Source organism: Citrobacter sp. CK191, assembly GCF_030333435.1.
In the GTDB taxonomy this organism is placed as follows: Bacteria; Pseudomonadota; Gammaproteobacteria; order Enterobacterales; family Enterobacteriaceae; genus Citrobacter_B; species Citrobacter_B koseri.
Map to the genome: position 1 here is coordinate 300,544 of NZ_JAOWFX010000003.1, position 22,583 is coordinate 323,126.

The 22,583-nt window shown below is 53.1% G+C and carries 19 protein-coding genes; 10 read left to right on the top strand and 9 right to left on the bottom strand.

The window, feature by feature from the left end:
* Positions 1–124: 124 nt before the first annotated feature.
* From ppiD to bolA, 7 genes are all read right to left on the bottom strand, one after another.
* A complete protein-coding gene (gene ppiD, locus OGV82_RS01430; protein WP_012133541.1) occupies positions 125–1,996 on the bottom strand; it encodes a peptidylprolyl isomerase in 1,872 nt (623 codons plus the stop codon).
* 223 nt (positions 1,997–2,219) lie between these two features.
* Positions 2,220–2,492 carry a nucleoid-associated protein HU-beta gene (gene hupB / locus OGV82_RS01435; RefSeq protein WP_003021629.1) on the bottom strand — a complete coding sequence of 91 codons (273 nt, stop codon included), beginning with the start codon at positions 2,490–2,492 and terminating at the stop codon, positions 2,220–2,222.
* Between the two features lie 209 nt (positions 2,493–2,701).
* Positions 2,702–5,056, bottom strand: coding sequence for an endopeptidase La (gene lon / locus OGV82_RS01440; RefSeq protein ID WP_012133542.1), 2,355 nt, complete (start codon positions 5,054–5,056; stop codon positions 2,702–2,704).
* A 184-nt stretch (positions 5,057–5,240) separates the two neighbouring features.
* On the bottom strand, positions 5,241–6,515 hold the full coding sequence (clpX, locus tag OGV82_RS01445) for an ATP-dependent protease ATP-binding subunit ClpX (protein WP_012133543.1): 1,275 nt from the start codon (positions 6,513–6,515) through the stop codon (positions 5,241–5,243).
* Positions 6,516–6,644: 129 nt separating this feature from the next.
* Positions 6,645–7,268, bottom strand: coding sequence for an ATP-dependent Clp endopeptidase proteolytic subunit ClpP (clpP, locus tag OGV82_RS01450; RefSeq protein ID WP_003021624.1), 624 nt, complete (start codon positions 7,266–7,268; stop codon positions 6,645–6,647).
* A gap of 246 nt (positions 7,269–7,514) precedes the next feature.
* Positions 7,515–8,813, bottom strand: coding sequence for a trigger factor (tig, locus tag OGV82_RS01455; RefSeq protein ID WP_012133545.1), 1,299 nt, complete (start codon positions 8,811–8,813; stop codon positions 7,515–7,517).
* 347 nt (positions 8,814–9,160) lie between these two features.
* Positions 9,161–9,478 (bottom strand): transcriptional regulator BolA, encoded by a 318-nt coding sequence (gene bolA / locus OGV82_RS01460; RefSeq protein WP_012133546.1) that lies wholly within the window; start codon positions 9,476–9,478, stop codon positions 9,161–9,163.
* Positions 9,479–9,782: 304 nt separating this feature from the next.
* Here bolA and OGV82_RS01465 point away from each other — a divergent pair, with 304 nt between their 5' ends.
* The 8 genes from OGV82_RS01465 to OGV82_RS01500 all read left to right on the top strand — a co-directional run bounded on the left by OGV82_RS01465 (position 9,783) and on the right by OGV82_RS01500 (position 18,672).
* Positions 9,783–10,361 (top strand): lipoprotein, encoded by a 579-nt coding sequence (locus OGV82_RS01465; protein ID WP_012133548.1) that lies wholly within the window; start codon positions 9,783–9,785, stop codon positions 10,359–10,361.
* 44 nt (positions 10,362–10,405) lie between these two features.
* Positions 10,406–11,881, top strand: coding sequence for a muropeptide MFS transporter AmpG (gene ampG, locus OGV82_RS01470; protein ID WP_024130594.1), 1,476 nt, complete (start codon positions 10,406–10,408; stop codon positions 11,879–11,881).
* 458 nt (positions 11,882–12,339) lie between these two features.
* Complete coding sequence (cyoA, locus tag OGV82_RS01475; protein WP_012133550.1) at positions 12,340–13,287, top strand: cytochrome o ubiquinol oxidase subunit II; 948 nt, start codon at positions 12,340–12,342, stop codon at positions 13,285–13,287.
* 19 nt (positions 13,288–13,306) lie between these two features.
* Positions 13,307–15,298: a cytochrome o ubiquinol oxidase subunit I gene (gene cyoB, locus OGV82_RS01480; protein WP_012133551.1), complete on the top strand. Its 1,992-nt coding sequence runs from the start codon at positions 13,307–13,309 to the stop codon at positions 15,296–15,298.
* Positions 15,288–15,908 carry a cytochrome o ubiquinol oxidase subunit III gene (locus OGV82_RS01485; RefSeq protein WP_012133552.1) on the top strand — a complete coding sequence of 207 codons (621 nt, stop codon included), beginning with the start codon at positions 15,288–15,290 and terminating at the stop codon, positions 15,906–15,908. The genes cyoB and OGV82_RS01485 overlap by 11 nt, the downstream gene beginning before the upstream one ends.
* The gene (locus tag OGV82_RS01490; protein WP_012133553.1) at positions 15,908–16,237 is read left to right on the top strand and encodes a cytochrome o ubiquinol oxidase subunit IV; all 330 of its coding nucleotides are present in this window, start codon (positions 15,908–15,910) and stop codon (positions 16,235–16,237) included. The genes OGV82_RS01485 and OGV82_RS01490 overlap by 1 nt, the downstream gene beginning before the upstream one ends.
* 11 nt (positions 16,238–16,248) lie before the next feature.
* Positions 16,249–17,139 carry a heme o synthase gene (gene cyoE, locus OGV82_RS01495; RefSeq protein WP_072025291.1) on the top strand — a complete coding sequence of 297 codons (891 nt, stop codon included), beginning with the start codon at positions 16,249–16,251 and terminating at the stop codon, positions 17,137–17,139.
* Between the two features lie 168 nt (positions 17,140–17,307).
* Positions 17,308–18,672 carry an MFS transporter gene (locus OGV82_RS01500; RefSeq protein WP_047458474.1) on the top strand — a complete coding sequence of 455 codons (1,365 nt, stop codon included), beginning with the start codon at positions 17,308–17,310 and terminating at the stop codon, positions 18,670–18,672.
* Between the two features lie 91 nt (positions 18,673–18,763).
* Here OGV82_RS01500 and OGV82_RS01505 read toward each other — a convergent pair whose 3' ends face one another.
* Positions 18,764–19,255 carry a YajQ family cyclic di-GMP-binding protein gene (locus OGV82_RS01505; protein ID WP_012133556.1) on the bottom strand — a complete coding sequence of 164 codons (492 nt, stop codon included), beginning with the start codon at positions 19,253–19,255 and terminating at the stop codon, positions 18,764–18,766.
* Between the two features lie 124 nt (positions 19,256–19,379).
* On the opposite strand from OGV82_RS01505, the gene panE reads away from it, so the two are divergent.
* Both panE and yajL read left to right on the top strand, forming a co-directional pair.
* Positions 19,380–20,291, top strand: a complete 912-nt coding sequence (gene panE / locus OGV82_RS01510) for a 2-dehydropantoate 2-reductase (protein ID WP_047458477.1) — start codon at positions 19,380–19,382, stop codon at positions 20,289–20,291.
* Positions 20,254–20,844, top strand: coding sequence for a protein deglycase YajL (gene yajL / locus OGV82_RS01515; protein ID WP_012133558.1), 591 nt, complete (start codon positions 20,254–20,256; stop codon positions 20,842–20,844). Before panE ends, yajL begins: the two co-directional genes overlap by 38 nt.
* Before the next feature lie 105 nt (positions 20,845–20,949).
* Here yajL and thiI read toward each other — a convergent pair whose 3' ends face one another.
* Positions 20,950–22,398 carry a tRNA uracil 4-sulfurtransferase ThiI gene (gene thiI, locus OGV82_RS01520; protein ID WP_047458480.1) on the bottom strand — a complete coding sequence of 483 codons (1,449 nt, stop codon included), beginning with the start codon at positions 22,396–22,398 and terminating at the stop codon, positions 20,950–20,952.
* Positions 22,399–22,583 lie beyond the last annotated feature (185 nt).

The following is a 22,583-nucleotide window of genomic DNA, read 5'->3' on the forward strand; positions in this document are numbered from 1 at the left end:
GTGGCATCACGATAGCGGGGCGGCGAAAGGCAAACAAATAGCAAATATCAGAAATGGAAAAGGCCGCGAAGGCGGCCTTTGAGGGTTACAACTTTTTGCAGTTTTTTGCGAAGCGTCTCGGTGATTACTGCTGTTCCAGCGCATCGCCGACTTTGATTTTCGCCGCTTTACGCAAGTTACTCATCAGCGCTTCAAAGGTAATCTGCGCGTTATTCTGGGTAATACCCTGAACCATCGCTTTTTTCTGCTCTTCCGGCATAGAGCCCGCTTTCACGTCGTCCAGCGCCAGCAGCACAACGTTGCCCTGCATATCGTTAGCGACGCCATAGCTCGGCTTATCTTTCTCTGGCAGACCCAGCGCAAACGCAGCCTGGCTTACCGGGTCCTGCCCGGTACGGCTCAGCGTTTTCGCTTCGCCAAAGCTCAGACCGGCCGCTTTCATCGCTTCTGCGCCTTTACCCGCTTTCAGCTCAACCAGCAGTTTGTCAGCATCCAGTTTTGCCTGCTGCTCTGCTTTGTTGTGCTTAACGAGCGCAGCCACCTGCTCTTTCACGTCAGCCAGAGGCTTAACCGCTTCAGGTTTATGCTCGCTGATGCGCAGCACGAATGCGCGGTCGCCATCCACGGTGATGATATCGGAGTTGCTGCCCGGCGTACCGTTCTCGCCAACCAGACCACCGTTGAAGATAGCATCGGCAACCGGTTTAAAATTCAGCTCTTCTGGCAGGTTGTCATGGCTGAACCAGCCGGTTTCAACCGCTTTCACGCCAGCGGCCTGTTCAGCGCCCGCCAGAGATTCGGTATCGTTGCTCGCCGCATCGCTGACTTTTTGTTGCAGCGCGTAATAGGCATCCAGCGCTTTTTCCTGCTTCACTTTCGCGGCAATGTCATCACGCGCTTCGCTCAGCGGTTTCACTTTCGCAGGCTGAACATCATCCAGACGCGCGACCAGGAAGCCAACAGAGGATTTAATCACGCCAGACAGCTGGCCTTTTTCTTTCAGACCGGCATTTTTCAGTTCGTCCGGCGTGGTGGCGTCTTCCAGCCAGCCCATATCGCCGCCGTTGCGCGCAGAGATAATGTCTGCGGATTTCTCTTTCGCCAGCGCGGCAAAATCACCGCCTTTGTTCAGCGCGTCCAGCACCGCTTTCGCTTCATCTTCCGTTTTGGTCTGAATGACGCTGTAACGGTTACGCTGCGGCTGGGTGAACTGATCCTGATGCTGGTCATAGTAAGACTGGATATCCGCATCGTTGACCGTTTCCTGCATGGCAGCCGCATCCAGCTTGATGTAGCTCACGCGGAATTGCTCCGGGGTCATAAAGCGGTTCTTGTTCTGCTCGTAGTAGCTGGACACTTCCTGATCGGTAGCCTGTTGCTTCGCAGCCAGTGCGTTCACGTCAATCGTCGCTTCACGCACCACACGCTGCTGCGCGACTAACGCCGCCAGCTCGTCCGTTTCACCTTTCAGCATGAAATCAGTACCGGCAACACCAGCAATCAGTTGCTGGGTGGTGAGCTGGTTACGCAATGCCTGAGCATACTGATCGGCTGTCATCCCCATCTGATTCACAATCGCGTTGTAGCGGTTGTTATCAAATTTGCCGTCAACCTGGAAAGCCGCCGTTGAAAAGATGGCCTGCTTAACCTGTTCGTCGCTGATGCTGAGTTTAAGCTCATGCGCGTATTGATCCAGCAAGGCTTCATCGATAAGACGATTCAGTACCTGCTGACGCAGCGTTTTCATGTAGCCTTCATTCGCCGCCAGTTCAGAATACTGATCGCCCAGCTGCTGCTGCATACGATTACGTTCGCTGTTAAACGCATTCTCAAACTGCGAGCGGCTGATTTCCTGGTCATTCACTTTTGCGGCGTAGTTATTGCTTCCGCCAATCAGGTAACCACTCACGCCGGTCAAAATGAACGACACGATAATGATACCGAAAATAATCTTGAGCACGAGACTGTTAGCAGCCGTGCGTAAGCTGTCCATCATGGTGTAACCACACTCCGCTGTAGGTGACTGTTTTGCGTATTCATACTTCACGCAGCATAGCGTTTTCTGAACGCTGCGCGGAAAGCTGTATTGTGACAAGAAACCGGGGTAATTGTCAGCCCACAACCAGCATAAACTCAAATAAAGTAGTACTGGACAAATAAAAAAGGCACATCAGATGATGCGCCCTTGTACTTTGTCACATCCCCAGGGGGAGAAGCTCTTAGTTTACCGCGTCTTTCAGCGCTTTACCTGCACGGAAACCCGGCACTTTAGCGGCGGCGATGGTGATCTCTTTACCTGTTTGCGGGTTGCGACCAGTACGGGCAGCACGCTCTTTAACAGCAAAAGTACCAAAACCTACCAGCGCTACATCATCACCTTCTTTCAGTGATTCAGTGACAGAAGCAATAATTGCATCTAACGCACGTCCAGCCGCAGCCTTAGAGATATCAGCCCCTGCAGCAATTTTGTCGATCAGTTGAGATTTATTCACTCTTCTCTTCCTCTTTTATAATTTATATCGCACCGGAATCCTTCAAAGTGCGACCGCGCAGCAGTTATATCAGGCCTGCCATGCCCTTACAACACCCGTTAATGATGGCAAGCCCGATCCGTCATCTAAATTAGCTATACAAAAAAAGGCTGGCAAGCACGAAATGCCCTGCCAGCCCTGTTTTTCTTAGCGCTATTTGCGCGAGGTCACTATTTTGCGGTGACAACCTGTATGCCGGACGGCTCATTTTGCAACGCAAGAGTCAGAACTTCCTCAATGCGTTTCACCGGATGAATGTCCAGATCGGCAATAACGTTGTCTGGAATCTCTTCCAGATCGCGTTTATTCTCAAACGGAATTAACACGGTTTTGATCCCGCCACGGTGCGCCGCCAGCAGTTTCTCTTTCAGGCCGCCGATAGGCAGTACCTGGCCTCGCAGGGTAATTTCCCCGGTCATCGCCACATCAGCGCGAACAGGATTACCCGTCAGGCAGGAGACCAGCGCGGTACACATCGCAATACCGGCGCTCGGGCCGTCTTTCGGCGTCGCCCCTTCCGGTACGTGAACGTGGATGTCACGTTTTTCGTAAAAGTCTGGATTAATACCCAGTTTTTCCGCACGCGCACGCACCACGGTCAGCGCAGCCTGAATAGATTCCTGCATAACCTCACCGAGAGAACCGGTGTAAGTCAGTTTGCCTTTACCCGGCACACAGGCGGTTTCGATGGTCAGCAGGTCGCCGCCCACTTCCGTCCATGCCAGACCCGTTACCTGACCCACACGGTTTTCGTTGTCCGCACGGCCATAGTCAAAGCGCTGTACGCCGAGATAGTCATGCAGGTTATCGCCATCGATCACAATGTGTTTCAGCGACTTATCCAGCAGCAGCTGTTTCACGGCTTTGCGGCACAGTTTGGAGATTTCACGCTCCAGGCTACGCACGCCCGCTTCACGGGTGTAGTAACGGATAATGCCGATAATGGCGCTATCCTCAACCGTCAGCTCGCCTTTCTTCAGCGCGTTACGCTCGATCTGTTTCGGCAGCAGGTGCTGTTTAGCAATGTTCAGCTTCTCGTCTTCGGTATAACCGGACAGACGAATCACTTCCATACGATCCAGCAGTGGCGCCGGAATGTTCATGGAGTTGGAGGTGGCAACGAACATCACGTCGCTGAGATCGTAATCCACTTCCAGGTAGTGATCGCTGAACGCCACGTTCTGCTCAGGGTCCAGCACCTCAAGCAGCGCAGAGGCCGGATCGCCACGCATGTCGGAAGACATTTTGTCGATCTCATCGAGCAGGAACAGCGGGTTTTTAACGCCCACTTTGGCCATTTTCTGGATCAGTTTACCCGGCATAGAGCCGATATATGTCCGGCGGTGGCCGCGGATTTCTGCTTCATCACGCACGCCGCCGAGCGCCATACGGATATATTTACGCCCGGTCGCTTTGGCGATGGACTGGCCCAGAGAGGTTTTACCTACCCCCGGCGGCCCAACCAGACACAGGATCGGCCCTTTGATTTTGTTTACACGGCTTTGTACCGCGAGATATTCAAGGATGCGATCTTTCACACGCTCCAGACCGTAATGGTCTGTATCGAGAATTTCCTGTGCCTGACGCAGGTCTTTTTTGACCTTGCTACGCGCGTTCCACGGCACCTGCACCATCCAGTCGATGTAGCCGCGTACAACCGTCGCTTCCGCCGACATCGGAGACATCATTTTCAGCTTCTGCAATTCTGCTTCCGCTTTCTCTTTTGCCTCTTTCGGCATTTTTGCCGCATCGATTTTACGCTTCAGCGCTTCGTTTTCATCCGGCGCGTCGTCCATCTCGCCCAGTTCTTTCTGAATGGCTTTCATTTGCTCATTCAGATAGTACTCACGCTGAGATTTCTCCATCTGCTTTTTAACGCGGTTGCGAATACGCTTCTCAACCTGCAACAGATCGATTTCAGATTCCATCATCGCCATCAGATATTCCAGACGTTCGTTAACGTCGGACATCTCCAGCACGGACTGCTTATCCGCCAGTTTCAGCGGCATATGGGCAGCGATGGTGTCCGCCAGACGCGCAGGATCGTCAATGCTATTGAGCGACGTCAGCACTTCCGGTGGAATTTTTTTGTTCAGCTTGATGTAGCCTTCGAACTGACTGATGGCAGTGCGCACCAGCACTTCCTGCTCGCGCTCATCAATCGCTGGCGATTCAAGGTATTCCGCCTTAGCGGAAAAGTGTTCGCCGTTATCTGACAGCGCAGAAATACGCGCGCGCTGCAACCCCTCAACCAGCACTTTGACAGTACCGTCAGGCAGTTTCAGCATTTGCAAAATTGAGGCCACGGTCCCGACGGTGAAAAGATCGTTTACACCCGGCTCATCCGTTGATGCTTCTTTCTGGGCGACCAGCATGATTTTTTTATCATGGTCCATAGCCGCTTCCAGACAACGGATAGATTTTTCCCGCCCTACAAATAAGGGTATGACCATGTGCGGATAAACCACCACATCGCGCAACGGCAATACGGGGATTTCAATGCGTTCAGAACGCTCAGGATTCATAGAGCTCTCTCTTAGTTTAGTGTCCGCCAGGTAATCAAACTGCGCGACTGTGCTTCACGCAGCCATTAACATGTATGTCAGTATATGGGGATGTTTCCCACACATTCAACGCCATGTTTACGGAAAAATAAAAGGGGGGATAAAATCCCCCCTTTTTCGTTAACTGATTGTATGAGTTGGTTAATTATTCACCAGATGCCTGCTGCGCTTCCGGCTTGCCGTAAATCAGCAACGGCTTGCTCTGACCGCCGATGACGGACTCGTCGATAACCACTTTTTCGACGTCTTCCATAGAAGGCAGATCGTACATGGTATCAAGCAGCGCCGCTTCAACGATGGAACGCAGACCACGGGCGCCGGTTTTACGCGCCATCGCTTTCTTCGCGATAGCATCCAGCGCTTCGTCACGAAATTCCAGATCGACGCCTTCCAGGTTAAACAGCGCCTGATACTGTTTGGTCAGGGCGTTTTTCGGCTCTTTCAGGATCTGGATCAGCGCTTCTTCACTCAGCTCATTCAGCGTCGCCACAACCGGCAGACGACCAATGAACTCAGGAATCAGACCAAATTTGATCAGATCTTCCGGCTCAACCTGCGCCAGCAGTTCGCCTTCGCTGGCCTTGTCGGATTTCGCTTTAACCGTTGCGCCAAAACCAATGCCGGAGCCGGTTTCAACACGGTTAGCAATCACTTTATCCAGACCGGCGAACGCGCCGCCACAGATAAACAGGATCTTAGAGGTATCAACCTGCAAGAACTCCTGCTGCGGATGCTTGCGTCCTCCCTGCGGCGGAACGGCGGCAACCGTCCCTTCGATCAGTTTCAACAGCGCCTGCTGTACGCCTTCACCGGAAACGTCACGGGTAATGGACGGGTTGTCAGACTTACGGGAAATCTTGTCGATTTCATCGATGTAGACAATACCGCGCTGCGCTTTCTGCACATCATAATCGCATTTTTGCAACAGCTTCTGAATGATGTTCTCAACATCTTCGCCCACATAACCGGCTTCGGTCAGGGTGGTGGCATCCGCCATGGTGAACGGTACGTCCAGCAGGCGCGCCAGCGTTTCGGCCAGCAGCGTTTTACCGGAACCGGTCGGCCCGATCAGCAGAATGTTACTTTTGCCCAACTCAACGCCATTGCTGGTGTCGCCGTTGCGCAGACGTTTGTAGTGGTTGTATACCGCGACCGCCAGCACTTTTTTCGCCTGCTCCTGGCCGATAACATAATCGTCCAGATGGTTGCGAATTTCATGTGGCGTCGGCAGCGCACTGCGTTCACGGTGCGGTGCCACTTCCTTAATCTCTTCGCGAATGATGTCGTTACATAGATCAACACATTCGTCGCAGATATACACGGATGGACCGGCAATCAGCTTGCGCACTTCATGCTGGCTTTTGCCGCAAAAAGAGCAGTACAACAATTTGCCCGAGCCATCTTTGCGTTTATCTGTCATGAGTCAAAACCTCTTCTTTGTTCTTTGTGCCGCACACGACGACGCAAATGCCATTCTCAGGCGCAAGTCGCTTGTCAGCGTTGTGCCGCCCCTGGATAGTATTATAGCGGCACACCTGCGCCCTGGGCATCAATTACGATGGGTCAAAATCGAGTCGACCAGACCGTACTCCACCGCTTCAGACGCGGAGAGGAAGCGGTCGCGCTCGGTATCACGTTCAATCTGCTCAAGAGACTGACCCGTATGGTGCGCCATAAGTTCATTCATGCGCCCTTTCACCTTCAGGATTTCACGGGCATGAATTTCAATATCTGTCGCCTGGCCCTGATAACCGCCGAGAGGCTGGTGAATCATGACGCGAGAGTTAGGCAGGCAGAAACGTTTGCCTTTTGCGCCAGCAGTCAGCAGGAACGCGCCCATAGAAGCCGCCTGGCCCATACAAATCGTGCTAACGTCCGGCTTAATAAACTGCATGGTGTCGTAGATAGACATCCCTGCGGTAATAACTCCGCCTGGGGAGTTAATGTACAGGTAGATATCTTTTTCCGGGTTTTCCGCTTCCAGGAACAGCATCTGCGCCACAATCAGGTTAGCCATATGGTCTTCGACCTGGCCGGTCAGAAAAATGACACGTTCCTTAAGTAGACGAGAATAGATATCAAAAGAGCGCTCACCACGTGAGGTCTGTTCAATGACCATCGGCACCAGCGCCATATGGGGTGCAAAGTTATCTCGTTCGCCGCTGTATGACATTTCCGTCTCCTGGATAAAAATTGAAAAAACCTGCTGTACCGATTGTAACCTTATGGACGGATTATCAGCTAGTCCCTCTGTTATGGGTACGGCATCGCCATAATTCAAGCATAACAATCTTTTGTTGTAACGCTAACACTGAAACGCTGTTTTCGCACTCTTCCATGCAAAATGCGTGACAAAAAAAAGCCCGCCACCTGGAGGTGACGGGCTCTTGTGCGAATTTCGTGCTAATTAAGCGACGAATTACGCCTGCTGGTTCATCAGTTCGTTGAAGGAAGTGGCTTTTTCAGTCACTTTCGCTTTCGCCAGAACGGCTTCAACAGCCTGCTCTTCCAGAGCGACGTTACGCATGTTGTCCATCAGCTCTTTGTTTTTGCTGTAGAACTCAATAACTTCTTTCGGATCTTCGTACGCAGAAGCCATCTCTTCGATCAGACCTTTAACGCGCTCTTCGTCAGCTTTCAGTTCCTGAGTGCGAATCACTTCGCCCAGCAGCAGGCCGACAACAACGCGACGCTTAGCCTGTTCTTCGAACAGTTCACGCGGCAGTTCCAGCGCTTGTTTCTCGTTGCCGCCGAAACGCTGTGCAGCCTGACGACGCAGAACGTCAACTTCGCTGTCGATCAGCGCAGATGGAACGTCGATGTCGTTCGCTTTCACCAGGCCTTCAATCGCCTGAGACTTCACGCGATTACGCACAGCGCCTTTCAGCTCGCGTTCCATGTTTTTACGCACTTCAGTACGCAGACCAGCAACAGAACCATCTTCAACGCCGAAACGCTTGATGAATTCTTCGGTCAGTTCCGGCAGCTCGCGCTCTTCAACTTTCTTCAGGTTGATAGCGAATTTAGCGGCTTTACCTTTCAGGTTTTCAGCGTGATATTCTTCCGGGAAGGTCACGTCGATAGTGAACTCTTCGCCTGCTTTGTGACCTTTGATACCGTCTTCAAAGCCCGGGATCATACGACCCTGGCCCATCGCCAGTACGAAGTCAGACGCTTTGCCGCCTTCGAACTCTTCACCGTCAACAGAACCGGTGAAGTCGATGGTTACACGGTCTTCTGCATCAGCAGCGCCATCTTTGTCTTTCCAGGTTGCCTGCTGTTTACGCAGGGTGTCCAGCATCACGTCAACATCGGCGTCGGTCACTTCAACAACCGGTTTTTCAACTTCGATGGATTCCAGACCGGTCAGTTCAACTTCCGGGTAGACTTCAAATTCTACAGCGTAGGTGAAGTCTTCGCCCAGTTTGTATTCGCCCGGAACATAGTTCGGTGCGCCAGCCGGGTTGATTTTTTCTTTGATGATCGCGTCAACGAAGTTACGGCTCATCAGGTCACCCAGAACGTCCTGGCGAACAGAAGCGCCATAACGCTGAGCAACAACATTCATCGGTACTTTGCCCTTGCGGAAGCCGTCAATACGCACTTTCTTCGCTACGTTGACCAGCTCGCTTTTCACAGCGGTCTCGATGCTGTCAGCAGCGATAGTAATCGTTACACGGCGGCCAAGGCCTTGAGTGGTTTCAACTGAAACTTGCATCTTGTTACCTCAAAAAATCACAGTGCTCGGTCAACTCTACTCCGCAAGCACAGGTTGTTGGCTTCGCGGAACCGGGATGTTCTCATAATCAATCACATTCCCTGTCGTCAGAATCATCCCGAAGACATTCCGAAAAATAAGACGCCGCATTATAGCGGCATCACTTTTATGAGTCGAGAACGGTTATCGCGCGTTGCTGCGGCTTTTTTCACAATTCCCGGCTAATTTTGGTCTGAATACTGTACATCTCGCTCAAAATTCAGACAAAACAAAACGGCCCGCAGGCCGTTTTCACATAATCTGTAGCAACATACTGGAAAAGCGCCAACAGTTGCAAATGCGTTTTTCTACGCGATGCTTCCTGCGCCACGGCAAGGAGGCGATGCGAAGATCGTATCCTGCAATCCTTCCCACTCCTTAATGGTATAGGTATGCAGGGCCAGCGCATGTACGGTTGTGGAGAGTTCTGCCGTTAACGTACCGTAAATCATCCGGTGGCGATTAAGAAAACGTTCGCCAGTGAAGCGATCGCTGACCAGCACAACCTTAAAGTGGCTCTCAGAGCCTGCCGGAACATTGTGACGATAGCTTTCATCCACAACTTCGAGGAACACGGGTTCGAACGCTGCCCTTAATTTTTCTTCTATTTGCTCACGTATCATCATGAAATATCTCCTCCGACAACGCTGAGATGTCACCCATCCCTTTAAATACTAGCCGCTTTTACCGTTTACATTACATCATGACAACAAAAATTTAGCGTTCGTCTGATATTTTCATTCAAACGTATGAAGTTTACTGACTTATCCATTCATTTGGTTGCGAAAACCCGAAGTAAGGTGTACCGAGGGTCAGAAAACAGACAACGCGATGAATTTACATGCGTTGACCACTTCCCCTCGCCGTTGGCAATGTTATGATGGCGGGAATTTTTATCTATCACGCTTAAGAGTCACTGAGAGCCCGAACATGTTAAAGAAAATCCTCTTTCCATTAATTGCTCTGGTTATGCTGGCAGGGTGCGCAACACCGCCGACAACCATTGACGTATCGCCGAAAATCACACTGCCGCAACAAGATCCAAGTCTGATGGGCGTTACTGTGAGCATCAACGGCGCCGACCAGCGTCAGGATCAGGCGCTGGCGAAAGTTACGCGTAATAACCAACTGGTTACTCTGACCGCCTCCCGCGATCTGCGCTTCCTGCTGCAAGAAGTGCTGGAAAAACAGATGACCGCACGCGGTTATATGGTGGGGCCAAACGGCGCTGTTAACCTGCAAATCATCGTAAATCAGCTGTATGCCGATGTATCTCAGGGTAACGTTCGCTACAACATCGCCACCAAAGCGGATATCGCCATCATCGCGACGGCGGCAAACGGCAACAAGATGACGAAAAACTACCGTGCGAGCTACTCTGTTGAAGGCGCATTCCAGGCGTCCAACCAGAATATCGCCAACGCGGTTAACAGCGTCCTGACCGACACCATCGCTGATATGTCTCAGGACACCAGCATTCACGAATTCATTAAGCAGAACGCACGTTAATTTCTGTCCAGATGGCCCGGCGCTTGTCGGGCCTGTAGATGCCCATGCCCAACCAATATTTACGTATTTTTCAGCAACCGCGTTCAGCTATCCTGTTGATTCTGGGGTTTGCATCAGGTTTACCCCTCGCGCTCACCTCCGGCACGCTACAGGCCTGGATGACCGTTGAGAATATCGATCTCAAAACCATTGGTTTCTTCTCTCTGGTGGGCCAGGCCTACGTCTTTAAATTCCTCTGGTCTCCGGTCATGGACCGTTACACGCCGCCTTTTTTAGGTCGTCGTCGCGGCTGGCTGATTACCACGCAGATTCTGCTGCTGCTCGCCATTGCGGCGATGGGTTTTCTGGAACCCGGCACGCAGTTGCGCTGGATGGCGGCGCTGGCGGTTATCATCGCCTTCTGTTCCGCATCTCAGGACATTGTCTTTGACGCGTGGAAAACGGATGTTCTGCCTGCGGAAGAACGCGGCACCGGAGCGGCGATTAGCGTACTGGGCTATCGGCTAGGAATGCTGGTCTCCGGTGGGCTGGCGCTGTGGCTGGCGGATCGCTGGCTCGGCTGGCAGGGGATGTACTGGCTGATGGCGGCGCTGCTTGTGCCCTGTATTATCGCCACGCTCCTGGCCCCTGAACCTGAAGATTCCATTCCAGTGCCTAAAACGCTGGAACAGGCGGTTGCCGCCCCGCTGCGCGACTTTTTTGGCCGCAACAACGCCTGGCTGATCTTGTTGTTAATCGTGCTGTATAAGCTGGGCGACGCGTTCGCCATGAGCCTGACCACCACCTTTTTGATTCGCGGCGTTGGTTTTGATGCCGGTGAAGTCGGCGTGGTCAATAAAACGCTGGGACTGCTGGCGACGATTGTCGGCGCGCTGTACGGCGGCATCCTGATGCAGCGCCTTTCCCTTTTCCGCGCGCTGCTGATTTTCGGCATTCTGCAAGGCGTTTCCAACGCCGGTTACTGGCTGCTTTCCGTGACGGACAAGCATATGTTCAGCATGGCCGCAGCGGTCTTCTTCGAGAACCTGTGCGGCGGGATGGGAACGGCGGCCTTTGTCGCATTGTTAATGACGCTGTGCAACAAATCGTTTTCCGCCACCCAGTTTGCCCTGCTCTCCGCGCTCTCTGCGGTGGGACGCGTGTATGTCGGCCCCGTTGCCGGATGGTTTGTCGAAGCGCATGGCTGGCCCACGTTTTATCTCTTCTCCGTCGCAGCGGCCGTACCCGGCCTTCTGCTTCTGCTGGTTTGTCGTCAAACCCTTGAACACAGTTGGGAAAGCGAAAGCTTCATCCCCCGTACGGAATTTCGCGGGGCGTATGGTCTGGCGCTGCTGACGCTAATGATCGGTTGCGGCCTGCTGGCGGTATGGCTGTTGCTGCTGACGATGAACGCCGTGGACTACACTCGCTTCTCCTTCCTGCCCGAACTGCTTGAGGCGGGGGTCATGGTGGCGATATGCGGCATTTTGTTCGGCGGGGTGCTGGATTATCTGGCGCTACGCAAAACACGTCTTGTGTAAGTGGGCAACGTTATTTGCCGTTGTAATAACAGAGCGAAATTATAACGGCTAAATAAGCAGCAGTTGCGAAAAATAATATTTGTTGTTTTGTGCGCAATAGCATCTGGAAATTATTGACGCCTTTTATAGATTTTATTTTCCTTACTCGATTCAGCCAATATAGTTTTATTTTTTGTTTTTCATTTGTCTCTTTGTTGATAATTAATTGTTAAACAATTGTTTTAATTTCGCATTGGTTATACCAATTACCCTGTAAGCCCTGCCTTCCTGCCCTCTTTCGTTATAACGTGATGTTGCAACAGGTTCTTAAAGTCAACGCGACATATCCTGCAACATATGTGACATGCCCGGCAGAACCCAGTAACACAGATCCAATCATGTTTACAGTAATGTAACCTTCCCGTAAAATGCCCACACACTTTAAACGCCACCAGGTCCCGTGGAATTGAGGTCGTTAAATGAGACTCAGGAAATACAATAAAAGTTTGGGATGGTTGTCATTAATTGCAGGCACTGCATTACTCAGTGGCTGTAATTCTGCACTTCTTGACCCCAAAGGACAGATTGGACTGGAACAACGTTCACTGATACTGACGGCTTTTGGCCTGATGTTGATTGTCGTTATTCCCGCCATCTTGATGGCTGTTGGTTTCGCCTGGAAGTACCGTGCGAGCAATAAAGATGCGAAGTACAGCCCGAACTGGTCACACTCCAATAAAGTGGAAGCTGTGGTCTGGACGGTGCCGATTCTGATCATCATTTTCCTTGCTGTACTTACCTGGAAAACCACTCACGCTCTTGAGCCAAGCAAGCCGCTGGCGCATGACGAGAAGCCCATTACCATCGAAGTGGTTTCCATGGACTGGAAATGGTTCTTCATCTACCCGGAACAGGGCATTGCAACCGTGAATGAAATCGCCTTCCCGGCGAACACTCCGGTTTATTTCAAAGTGACCTCCAACTCCGTGATGAACTCCTTCTTTATCCCGCGTCTGGGTAGCCAGATTTATGCCATGGCCGGTATGCAGACTCGACTGCATCTGATCGCCAACGAAGCCGGTACCTATGATGGTATTTCCGCAAGCTATAGCGGCCCTGGTTTCTCCGGTATGAAGTTCAAAGCTATCGCCACGCCGGACCGCGCCACATTCGACCAGTGGGTTGCTAAAGCTAAACAGTCACCGAACACCATGAGCGACATGGCTGCGTTCGAGAAAGTGGCTGCGCCAAGCGAATACAACCAGGTGGAATATTTCTCCAACGTGAAACCGGATTTGTTTAAAGACGTCATTAACAAATTTATGGCTCACGGTAAGAGCATGGACATGACCCAACCGGAAGGTGAGCACAGCTCGCATGAAGGCATGGAAGGCATGGACATGAGCCACGCGGAATCCGCTCACTAAGGGGCCGAGGAAGAAAACGATGTTCGGAAAATTGACACTGGATGCAGTCCCGTTCCATGAACCTATCGTCATGGTTACGATCGCTGCCATTATCGTCGGGGGTCTGGCGCTTTTAGCCTTGATCACTTACTTCGGTAAGTGGACCTACCTATGGAAAGAGTGGCTTACTTCGGTTGACCACAAGCGTCTTGGCATCATGTATGTCATCGTCGCAATTGTTATGTTGATACGCGGCTTTGCCGACGCCATCATGATGCGTAGCCAGCAGGCGCTGGCTTCTGCGGGTGAAGCGGGCTTCCTGCCGCCGCATCACTACGATCAGATCTTCACCGCTCACGGCGTGATCATGATCTTCTTCGTGGCAATGCCATTCGTTATCGGTCTGATGAACCTGGTGGTTCCGTTGCAGATCGGCGCGCGTGACGTTGCGTTCCCGTTCCTGAACAACCTGAGCTTCTGGTTCACCGTTGTCGGCGTTATCCTGGTTAACCTGTCTCTGGGCGTTGGTGAGTTCGCACAGACCGGCTGGCTGGCTTATCCGCCGCTCTCGGGAATAGAGTACAGTCCGAGTGTCGGGGTCGATTACTGGATCTGGAGTCTCCAGCTATCCGGTATCGGTACGACGCTGACCGGTATCAACTTCTTCGTGACGATTCTGAAGATGCGTGCGCCGGGCATGACCATGTTCAAGATGCCGGTATTTACCTGGGCATCGCTGTGCGCGAACATCCTGATTATCGCCTCCTTCCCAATTCTGACTGTCACCATCGCGCTGCTGACCCTGGATCGCTATCTGGGCACCCATTTCTTTACCAACGATATGGGCGGCAACATGATGATGTACATCAACCTGATTTGGGCCTGGGGCCACCCGGAAGTGTACATCCTGGTTCTGCCGGTCTTCGGGGTGTTCTCCGAAATCGCTGCAACCTTCTCGCGTAAACGCCTGTTTGGTTACACCTCGCTGGTTTGGGCGACCGTGTGTATCACCGTTCTGTCGTTCATCGTTTGGCTGCACCACTTCTTCACCATGGGTGCGGGCGCGAACGTAAACGCCTTCTTCGGTATTACCACGATGATTATCGCAATCCCGACCGGGGTTAAGATCTTCAACTGGCTGTTCACCATGTACCAGGGGCGTATCGTCTTCCACTCAGCGATGCTGTGGACGATCGGCTTTATCGTGACCTTCTCGGTCGGCGGTATGACTGGCGTTCTGCTGGCGGTTCCGGGCGCGGACTTCGTTCTGCACAACAGCCTGTTCCTGATTGCGCACTTCCATAACGTTATCATCGGCGGTGTGGTCTTCGGGTGCTTCGCCGGTATGACCTACTGGTGGCCGAAAGCGTTCGGCTTCACGCTGAACGAGACCTGGGGTAAACGCGCATTCTGGTTCTGGATCATCGGCTTCTTCGTGGCGTTTATGCCGCTGTACGTGCTGGGCTTCATGGGGATGACCCGTCGTCTCAGCCAGCAGATTGACCCGCAGTTCCATCCAATGCTGCTGATTGCCGCCTGTGGCGCCGCGCTGATTGCACTGGGCATCCTGTGCCAGCTGATTCAGATCTTCGTTTCTATTCGCGACCGCGAGCAGAACCGCGACCTGACCGGCGACCCGTGGGGCGCGCGTACGCTGGAGTGGGCAACCTCTTCTCCGCCTCCGTTCTATAACTTTGCCGTTGTGCCGCACGTTCACGAGCGTGATGCCTTCTGGGAAATGAAAGAAAAAGGCGAAGCGTACAAACAGCCTGCGCATTATGAAGAAATTCATATGCCGAAAAACAGCGGTGCGGGCATCGTTATCGCCGCCTTCTCCACTATTTTTGGTTTCGCCATGATCTGGCATATCTGGTGGCTGGCGATTGCAAGCTTCGCAGGCATGATCATCAGCTGGATTGTTAAGAGCTTTGACGAGGACGTGGACTACTACGTACCAGTCCCGGAAGTCGAAAAACTGGAAAACCAGCATTTCGATGAGATTTCTAAGGCAGGGCTGAAAAATGGCAACTGATACTTTAGCGCAAACGCACGCGACTGCCCACGCGCACGAACACGGGCACCACGATGCAGGCCAGACCAAAATCTTCGGATTTTGGATCTACCTGATGAGCGACTGCATTCTGTTCTCTATTCTGTTCGCAACCTATGCCGTTCTGGTGAACGGCACCGCAGGCGGCCCGACAGGTAAGGACATTTTTGAACTGCCGTTCGTTCTGGTTGAAACTTTCCTGCTGTTGTTCAGCTCCATCACCTACGGCATGGCGGCTATCGCCATGCACAAGGATAACAAGAGCCAGGTTGTCTCCTGGCTGGCGTTGACCTTCTTGTTCGGTGCCGGATTTATCGGGATGGAAATCTACGAATTCCATCACCTGATTGTTGAAGGCATGGGCCCGGATCGCAGCGGCTTCCTGTCTGCGTTCTTCGCGCTGGTCGGTACGCACGGTCTGCACGTCACCTCCGGTCTTATCTGGATGGCGGTGCTGATGGTGCAGATCGCCCGTCGCGGCCTGACCAGCACTAACCGTACCCGCATCATGTGCCTGAGCCTGTTCTGGCACTTCCTGGATGTGGTGTGGATCTGTGTGTTCACTGTTGTTTATCTGATGGGGGCGATGTAATGAGTCATTCTACCGATCACAGCGGCGCGTCCCACGGCAGCGTAAAAACTTACATGACAGGTTTTATTCTGTCGATCATCCTGACGGTCATTCCGTTCTGGATGGTGATGACGGGTACAGGTTCCCCGGCCGTGATTCTGGGGACTATCCTGGCGATGGCAGTGGTGCAGATTCTGGTGCATCTGGTGTGCTTCCTGCACATGAATACGAAATCTGACGAAGGCTGGAACATGACGGCCTTTGTCTTTACCGTGCTGATCATTGCCATTCTGGTGGTGGGCTCCATCTGGATTATGTGGAACCTGAACTACAATATGATGATGCACTAAGAGCGGCGGTTATGATGTTTAAGCAATACCTGCAAGTAACGAAACCAGGCATCATCTTTGGCAACCTGATCTCGGTGATTGGGGGATTCCTGCTAGCTTCTAAGGGCAGCATCGACTATCCCCTGTTTATCTATACGCTGGTCGGGGTGTCACTGGTTGTGGCGTCGGGTTGTGTATTTAACAACTACATCGACAGGGATATCGACAGGAAGATGGAAAGGACCAAGAATCGGGTGCTGGTCAAAGGTCTGATTTCTCCTGCTGTCTCGCTGGTGTACGCCACCTTGCTGGGTATTGCTGGCTTTATGCTGCTGTGGTTTGGCGCGAATCCTCTGGCCTGCTGGCTGGGGGTGATGGGCTTCGTGGTGTATGTCGGCATTTATAGTCTGTACATGAAACGCCACTCCGTTTACGGCACGCTGATTGGTTCTCTCTCCGGCGCTGCGCCGCCGGTGATTGGCTACTGCGCCGTAACGGGCGAGTTCGACAGCGGCGCGCTGATTCTGCTGGCGATCTTTAGCCTGTGGCAGATGCCGCACTCTTACGCCATCGCGATTTTCCGCTTCAAGGATTATCAGGCTGCCAACATTCCGGTTCTGCCGGTGGTGAAAGGCATCTCGGTGGCGAAGAACCATATCACGCTGTACATCATCGCCTTTGCCGTTGCGACGCTGATGCTCTCCCTGGGCGGCTATGCCGGATACAAATATCTGGTGGTCGCGGCAGCCGTGAGCGTCTGGTGGCTCGGTATGGCCCTGCGCGGTTACAAAGTGGAAGATGACAAAGTCTGGGCGCGTAAGCTGTTCGGCTTTTCCATCATCGCCATCACTGCGTTAAGCGTGATGATGTCCGTCGACTTTATGGTGCCGGACTCACACAGCTTGCTGGCTTCGGTCTGGTAACACCCGCCCCGCAACAAATCTTCTGCCGGATAGTGGCTTACGCCTTATCCGGCATTTTATTTGCCTGATAAAATCCCCCTCACAAACGCAACATTTGTTCATTAAGCACGTATTTACCCCACCCGTTTACCGCTTTACACTAGTCGCGGATTTTATACAGAGGTGGGAATGAACGATTACAAAATGACGCCGGGTGAGTTGCGCGCCACCTGGGGTTTAGGGACTGTATTTTCTTTGCGCATGCTTGGCATGTTTATGGTCCTGCCGGTTCTGACCACCTATGGTATGGCGCTTCAGGGCGCCAGCGAAGCCTTGATCGGCATTGCTATCGGTATTTACGGCCTGGCGCAAGCCGTTTTCCAGATCCCCTTTGGGTTACTCTCAGACCGCGTCGGGCGTAAGCCGTTAATTATCGGCGGTCTGGCCGTGTTCGTGCTGGGTAGCGTGATCGCCGCGCTGTCTGACTCCATCTGGGGGATTATTCTTGGCCGCGCGCTGCAAGGCTCTGGCGCAATCGCCGCCGCCGTCATGGCGCTGCTGTCTGACTTAACCCGCGAGCAAAACCGAACCAAAGCGATGGCGTTTATCGGCGTCAGTTTTGGTATTACCTTCGCTATTGCGATGGTGCTTGGGCCGATCGTCACCCACAAACTGGGGCTGAACGCCCTGTTCTGGATGATTGCCGCACTCGCCGCGCTCGGCATCGCCCTGACCGTTTGGGTTGTCCCCAACAGCACAACCCACGTATTGAACCGTGAATCCGGCATGGTGAAAGGCAGTTTCAGCAAAGTGCTGGCCGAACCTAAGCTGTTGAAGCTTAACTTCGGCATCATGTGTCTGCATATTCTGCTGATGTCGACCTTCGTCGCCCTCCCCGCTCAGCTTGCCGCTGCCGGTTTCCCCGCCGCCGAACACTGGAAGATTTATCTGGTCACAATGCTGATCTCATTTGGCTCCGTAGTCCCGTTCATTATCTACGCCGAAGTCAAACGCCGGATGAAGCGGGTCTTTCTGCTGTGCGTCGCGTTGATACTGATTGCCGAAGTCGTGCTGTGGGGCGCAGGCGTGCACTTCTGGGGGTTAATTGCCGGGGTACAGCTGTTCTTCCTCGCTTTTAACCTGATGGAAGCCCTCCTCCCCTCGCTGATCAGCAAAGAGTCTCCTGCCGGTTATAAGGGCACTGCGATGGGCGTTTACTCCACCAGCCAGTTCCTCGGCGTCGCGATTGGCGGCTCGCTGGGCGGCTGGGTGAATGGTCTGTTCGACGGTCAGGCGGTATTTCTGGCTGGCGCATTGCTGACCGTCGTCTGGCTGGCGGTAGCAAGTACGATGAAAGAACCGCCGTATGTCAGCAGCTTACGCGTGGAAATTCCGCCGGAGATTGCCGCCGATGACGCGCTGAAACAGCGTCTGCTGGCGACTGAAGGTGTGAGTGAGGTGCTGATCGCAGAGAAAGAGCATTCCGCCTATGTGAAGATCGACAGCAAAGTGACCAACCGTTTTGAGGTTGAGCAGGCGATCAGGCTGGCGTGAGAAGTGCCGGATGGCGGCTACCGCCTTATCCGGCCTACAAGACCGCATTGTCCGTAGGCCGGATAAGCGCAGCGCCATCAGGCATCACAACTTAATCGCGGAAGTTTTTGAACTGGAACGGCTGTCCCAAATCCCCGCCGCGCACCAGCGCCATGACGGATTGCAGATCGTCACGGGATTTTCCGGTCACACGGATCTCTTCCCCCTGAATTTGCGCCTGCACTTTCAGCTTGCTGTCTTTAATCAGCTTCACGATCTTCTTCTGAACCGCGCTTTCAATGCCCTGCTTCAGCTTCGCTTCCACAAACCAGGTTTTACCGCTGTGGACAAATGCTTCCGGCACATCCAGCGAACTGCCTTCAATGCCGCGCTTGAGCAGCTTCGCGCGCAGAATATCCAGTAGCTGATTCACCTGGAAATCCGATTCGCTCAGTACTTTGATGGTTTTGTTCGCGTCGTTTAATTCAAACGTGGCCTCAACGCCACGAAAATCAAAGCGTGATTCAACTTCGCGAGTCGCATTATCTACTGCGTTACGCGCTTCCTGAAGATCGACTTCAGAGACAATATCGAAAGATGGCATCTTTTCCTCTCCCTTCGTTTTTGATGCGAAGCATAATACCCGTAACGAGACATAACGAGAAGCTTAGCTGATGGCGCTATACTTAGGCCATAACACCTGGCGCTGTTGCAGGTGAGGAGGAACAATGAAAATTACCGTACTGGGATGCGGAGCCTTAGGGCAACTTTGGCTTACAGCGCTGTGCAAACATGGACATGAAGTGCAGGGTTGGCTGCGCGTACCGCAACCCTATTGCAGCGTGAATCTGATAGAGACGGACGGTTCAATATTTAACGAATCCCTGACGGCGAACGATCCTGATTTTCTGGCCAACAGCGATCTACTGCTGGTCACGCTGAAAGCCTGGCAGGTCTACGATGCCGTAAGAGGTCTGGTCGCCACTCTGCCTGAAACCACGCCGATCCTGCTGATTCACAACGGGATGGGCACAATCGAAGAGTTGCAAAACATCCCGCAGCCGTTACTGATGGGCACCACGACGCATGCCGCCAGACGCGACGGGAATGTCATCATTCATGTCGCCAACGGCACTACCCATATTGGCCCGGCGCGTGAGCAGGACGGGGACTACAGCTATCTGGCCGATATTTTGCAGGGCGTGCTGCCTGACGTCGCCTGGCACAACAACATTCGCGCAGAGATGTGGCGCAAACTGGCGGTAAACTGTGTGATTAATCCCCTTACCGCGCTATGGGACTGCCCCAACGGCGAATTACGCCACCACCCGGAAGCGGTAATGGCGATATGTCAGGAGGTCGCTGCGGTTATCGAGCGCGAAGGACACCATACGTCGGCGGATGATTTACGTTATTATGTCGATCAAGTGATTGAGAGTACGGCAGAAAATATCTCGTCTATGTTGCAGGACATGCGTGCCCTGCGTCATACCGAGATCGACTATATTACGGGTTACTTGTTAAAACGCGCCCGCGCGCATGGCATCGCCGTCCCGGAAAATGCCCGTCTGTTTGAAATGGTAAAGCGAAAGGAGAGTGAGTATGAGCGCATCGGCACTGGTATGCCTCGCCCCTGGTAGTGAAGAGACCGAAGCGGTCACCACTATCGATCTGCTGGTTCGTGGTGGTATTCAGGTCACGACCGCGAGCGTCGCCAGCGACGGAAATCTCACCATTGTCTGTTCGCGTGGCGTAAAACTGCTGGCGGATGCGCCGCTGGTCGAGGTGGCCGACGGCGATTACGACATCATTGTATTGCCTGGCGGCATTAAGGGCGCGGAGTGTTTTCGCGACAGCCCGTTGCTGGTCGAAACCGTTAAGCAGTTCCACCGTTCCGGGCGTATTGTCGCCGCGATTTGCGCAGCGGCCGCCACGGTTCTCGTTCCGCACGATATCTTTCCCATCGGCAACATGACCGGCTTCCCGGCGTTGAAAGACAACATTCCCGCCGAACAGTGGCAGGATAAACGTGTGGTGTGGGACCCGCGCGTGAAGCTGCTGACCAGCCAGGCGCCAGGGACGTCGATTGACTTCGGACTGAAAATTATCGATCTGCTGGTTGGCCGTGAAAAAGCCCATGAAGTGGCGTCACAGCTGGTGATGGCGGCAGGAATTTATAATTACTACGAATAGCGCCGGATGGCGGTGCGTAGGCCGGATAAGGCGGTTACGCCGTCATCCGGCAATACGTTGCGCCTGATAGCGCGATGCATATCAGGCCTGCAATCATGCTAACAATTACGGACGATACACCTTCACATTCTGGAAGCCCTGTTCACGCAGATAGAGCGCCTGCAAACGGCTCATCACGCCGCGCTCACACCACAGCAGCCAGGTTTTGTTCTGGTCGAGATCGCCAAACTTCGTACTCAGCTTGTAGAACGGCAGAGAAACCACATCCACGCCTTCGATTTTCAGCGGTTTGTCATCCTGCTCATCAACGGAGCGAATATCCAGAATCACGTCGTTCGGGCCAAAGCCGCTGACGGTTTCCACTTCCACCACGTCCTGCCCGGTCTGCTGGGCGATTTCGCGAATATCGACATTGCTCGCTTCCTCAACCACTTTATCGAGAATGCTAAAGTCGAAGTGCTCTTCTTCCGCTTCAATCTTCGCCTTGATCGCTTTCACCGTCGGGCTTTTCGAGATAACGCCGCAGTATTCCGGCATCGTGCGGGCAAAATCTTCCGTACCAATCTGGCGCGCCAGGTTGATGATGTGCTCTTTGTCGTAAGAGATCAGCGGGCGCAGGATCAGCGTATCGGAAACGTTGTCGATAAGACGCAGGTTAGTCAGCGTCTGGCTGGAAACCTGCCCCAGCGCTTCACCCGTCACCAGCGCCTGTACGCCGTAGCGCTCCGCCACTTTCGACGCCGCGCGCACCATCATGCGCTTCAGCACCACGCCCATCTGACCATCATCGACTTTTTCGAGGATCTCGCCGACCACCGGTTCAAAGTTGATGGCGACAAAACGCACGCGATGCGAACTGCCAAAGCGGTTCCACAGGTAATGCGCCACCTGGCGAACGCCGATTTCATGCGCCGCGCCGCCGAGGTTAAAGAAGCAGTAGTGTACGCGGCAGCCGCGACGCATCAGCATATAGCTGGAAACGCCGGAGTCGAAACCACCGGAGATCAGCGACAGGACATCTTCCTGGGTGCCGATCGGGAAACCGCCGATACCTTCGTAACGGCCTTTAATCAGCAGCAGACGATCGTCTTCCACTTCCAGATGTACCGTCACATCCGGGTTGGTCAGCTTCACGCGCGCCGATTCAATATGCTGATTTAAACCGCCGCCGACGTAACGTTCCACCTCAATGGAGCTAAACTCATGCTTACCACGACGTTTAACGCGCACACAGAAGGTTTTGCCCTCAAGCCGATCGCGATACTGCACCAGCGCTTTCTCAAAGATATCGTGCATATCAGTGAACGGCACATCTTCGACTTCGAGAATATGGTGGATGCCCGGAATACGGGTCAGCGCGTCGCGAATCGCCAGGCGTTGATTTTCATCTTTGGCGCGAACTTCAATGTTATCCCAGTGGCGAACAACGGCGAGGGTCTCATCGTAATGCTTTAACACGTTACGGATGTTCCCGGTCAGAATTTTTATAAAGCGCAAACGCACAGATTGGCTTTTGATAGTGATTTCCGGGAACAATTTAATGATAAACTTCATGGCGGCAATGGTTCTTAAGCAAGCATCAAGGCTTGTCGTGGAGAAAAGAGTACAGCAGCCCATACATGGAGCTGCATCCAGGCGCGGAAGTATACCACCATCATGGTCGTCCTGTGCACATTGCGCGTTATTTGATAATTGCTCTGAGTCCGTTACCATATCAGAGCTGAAAATATTGAGAGTCA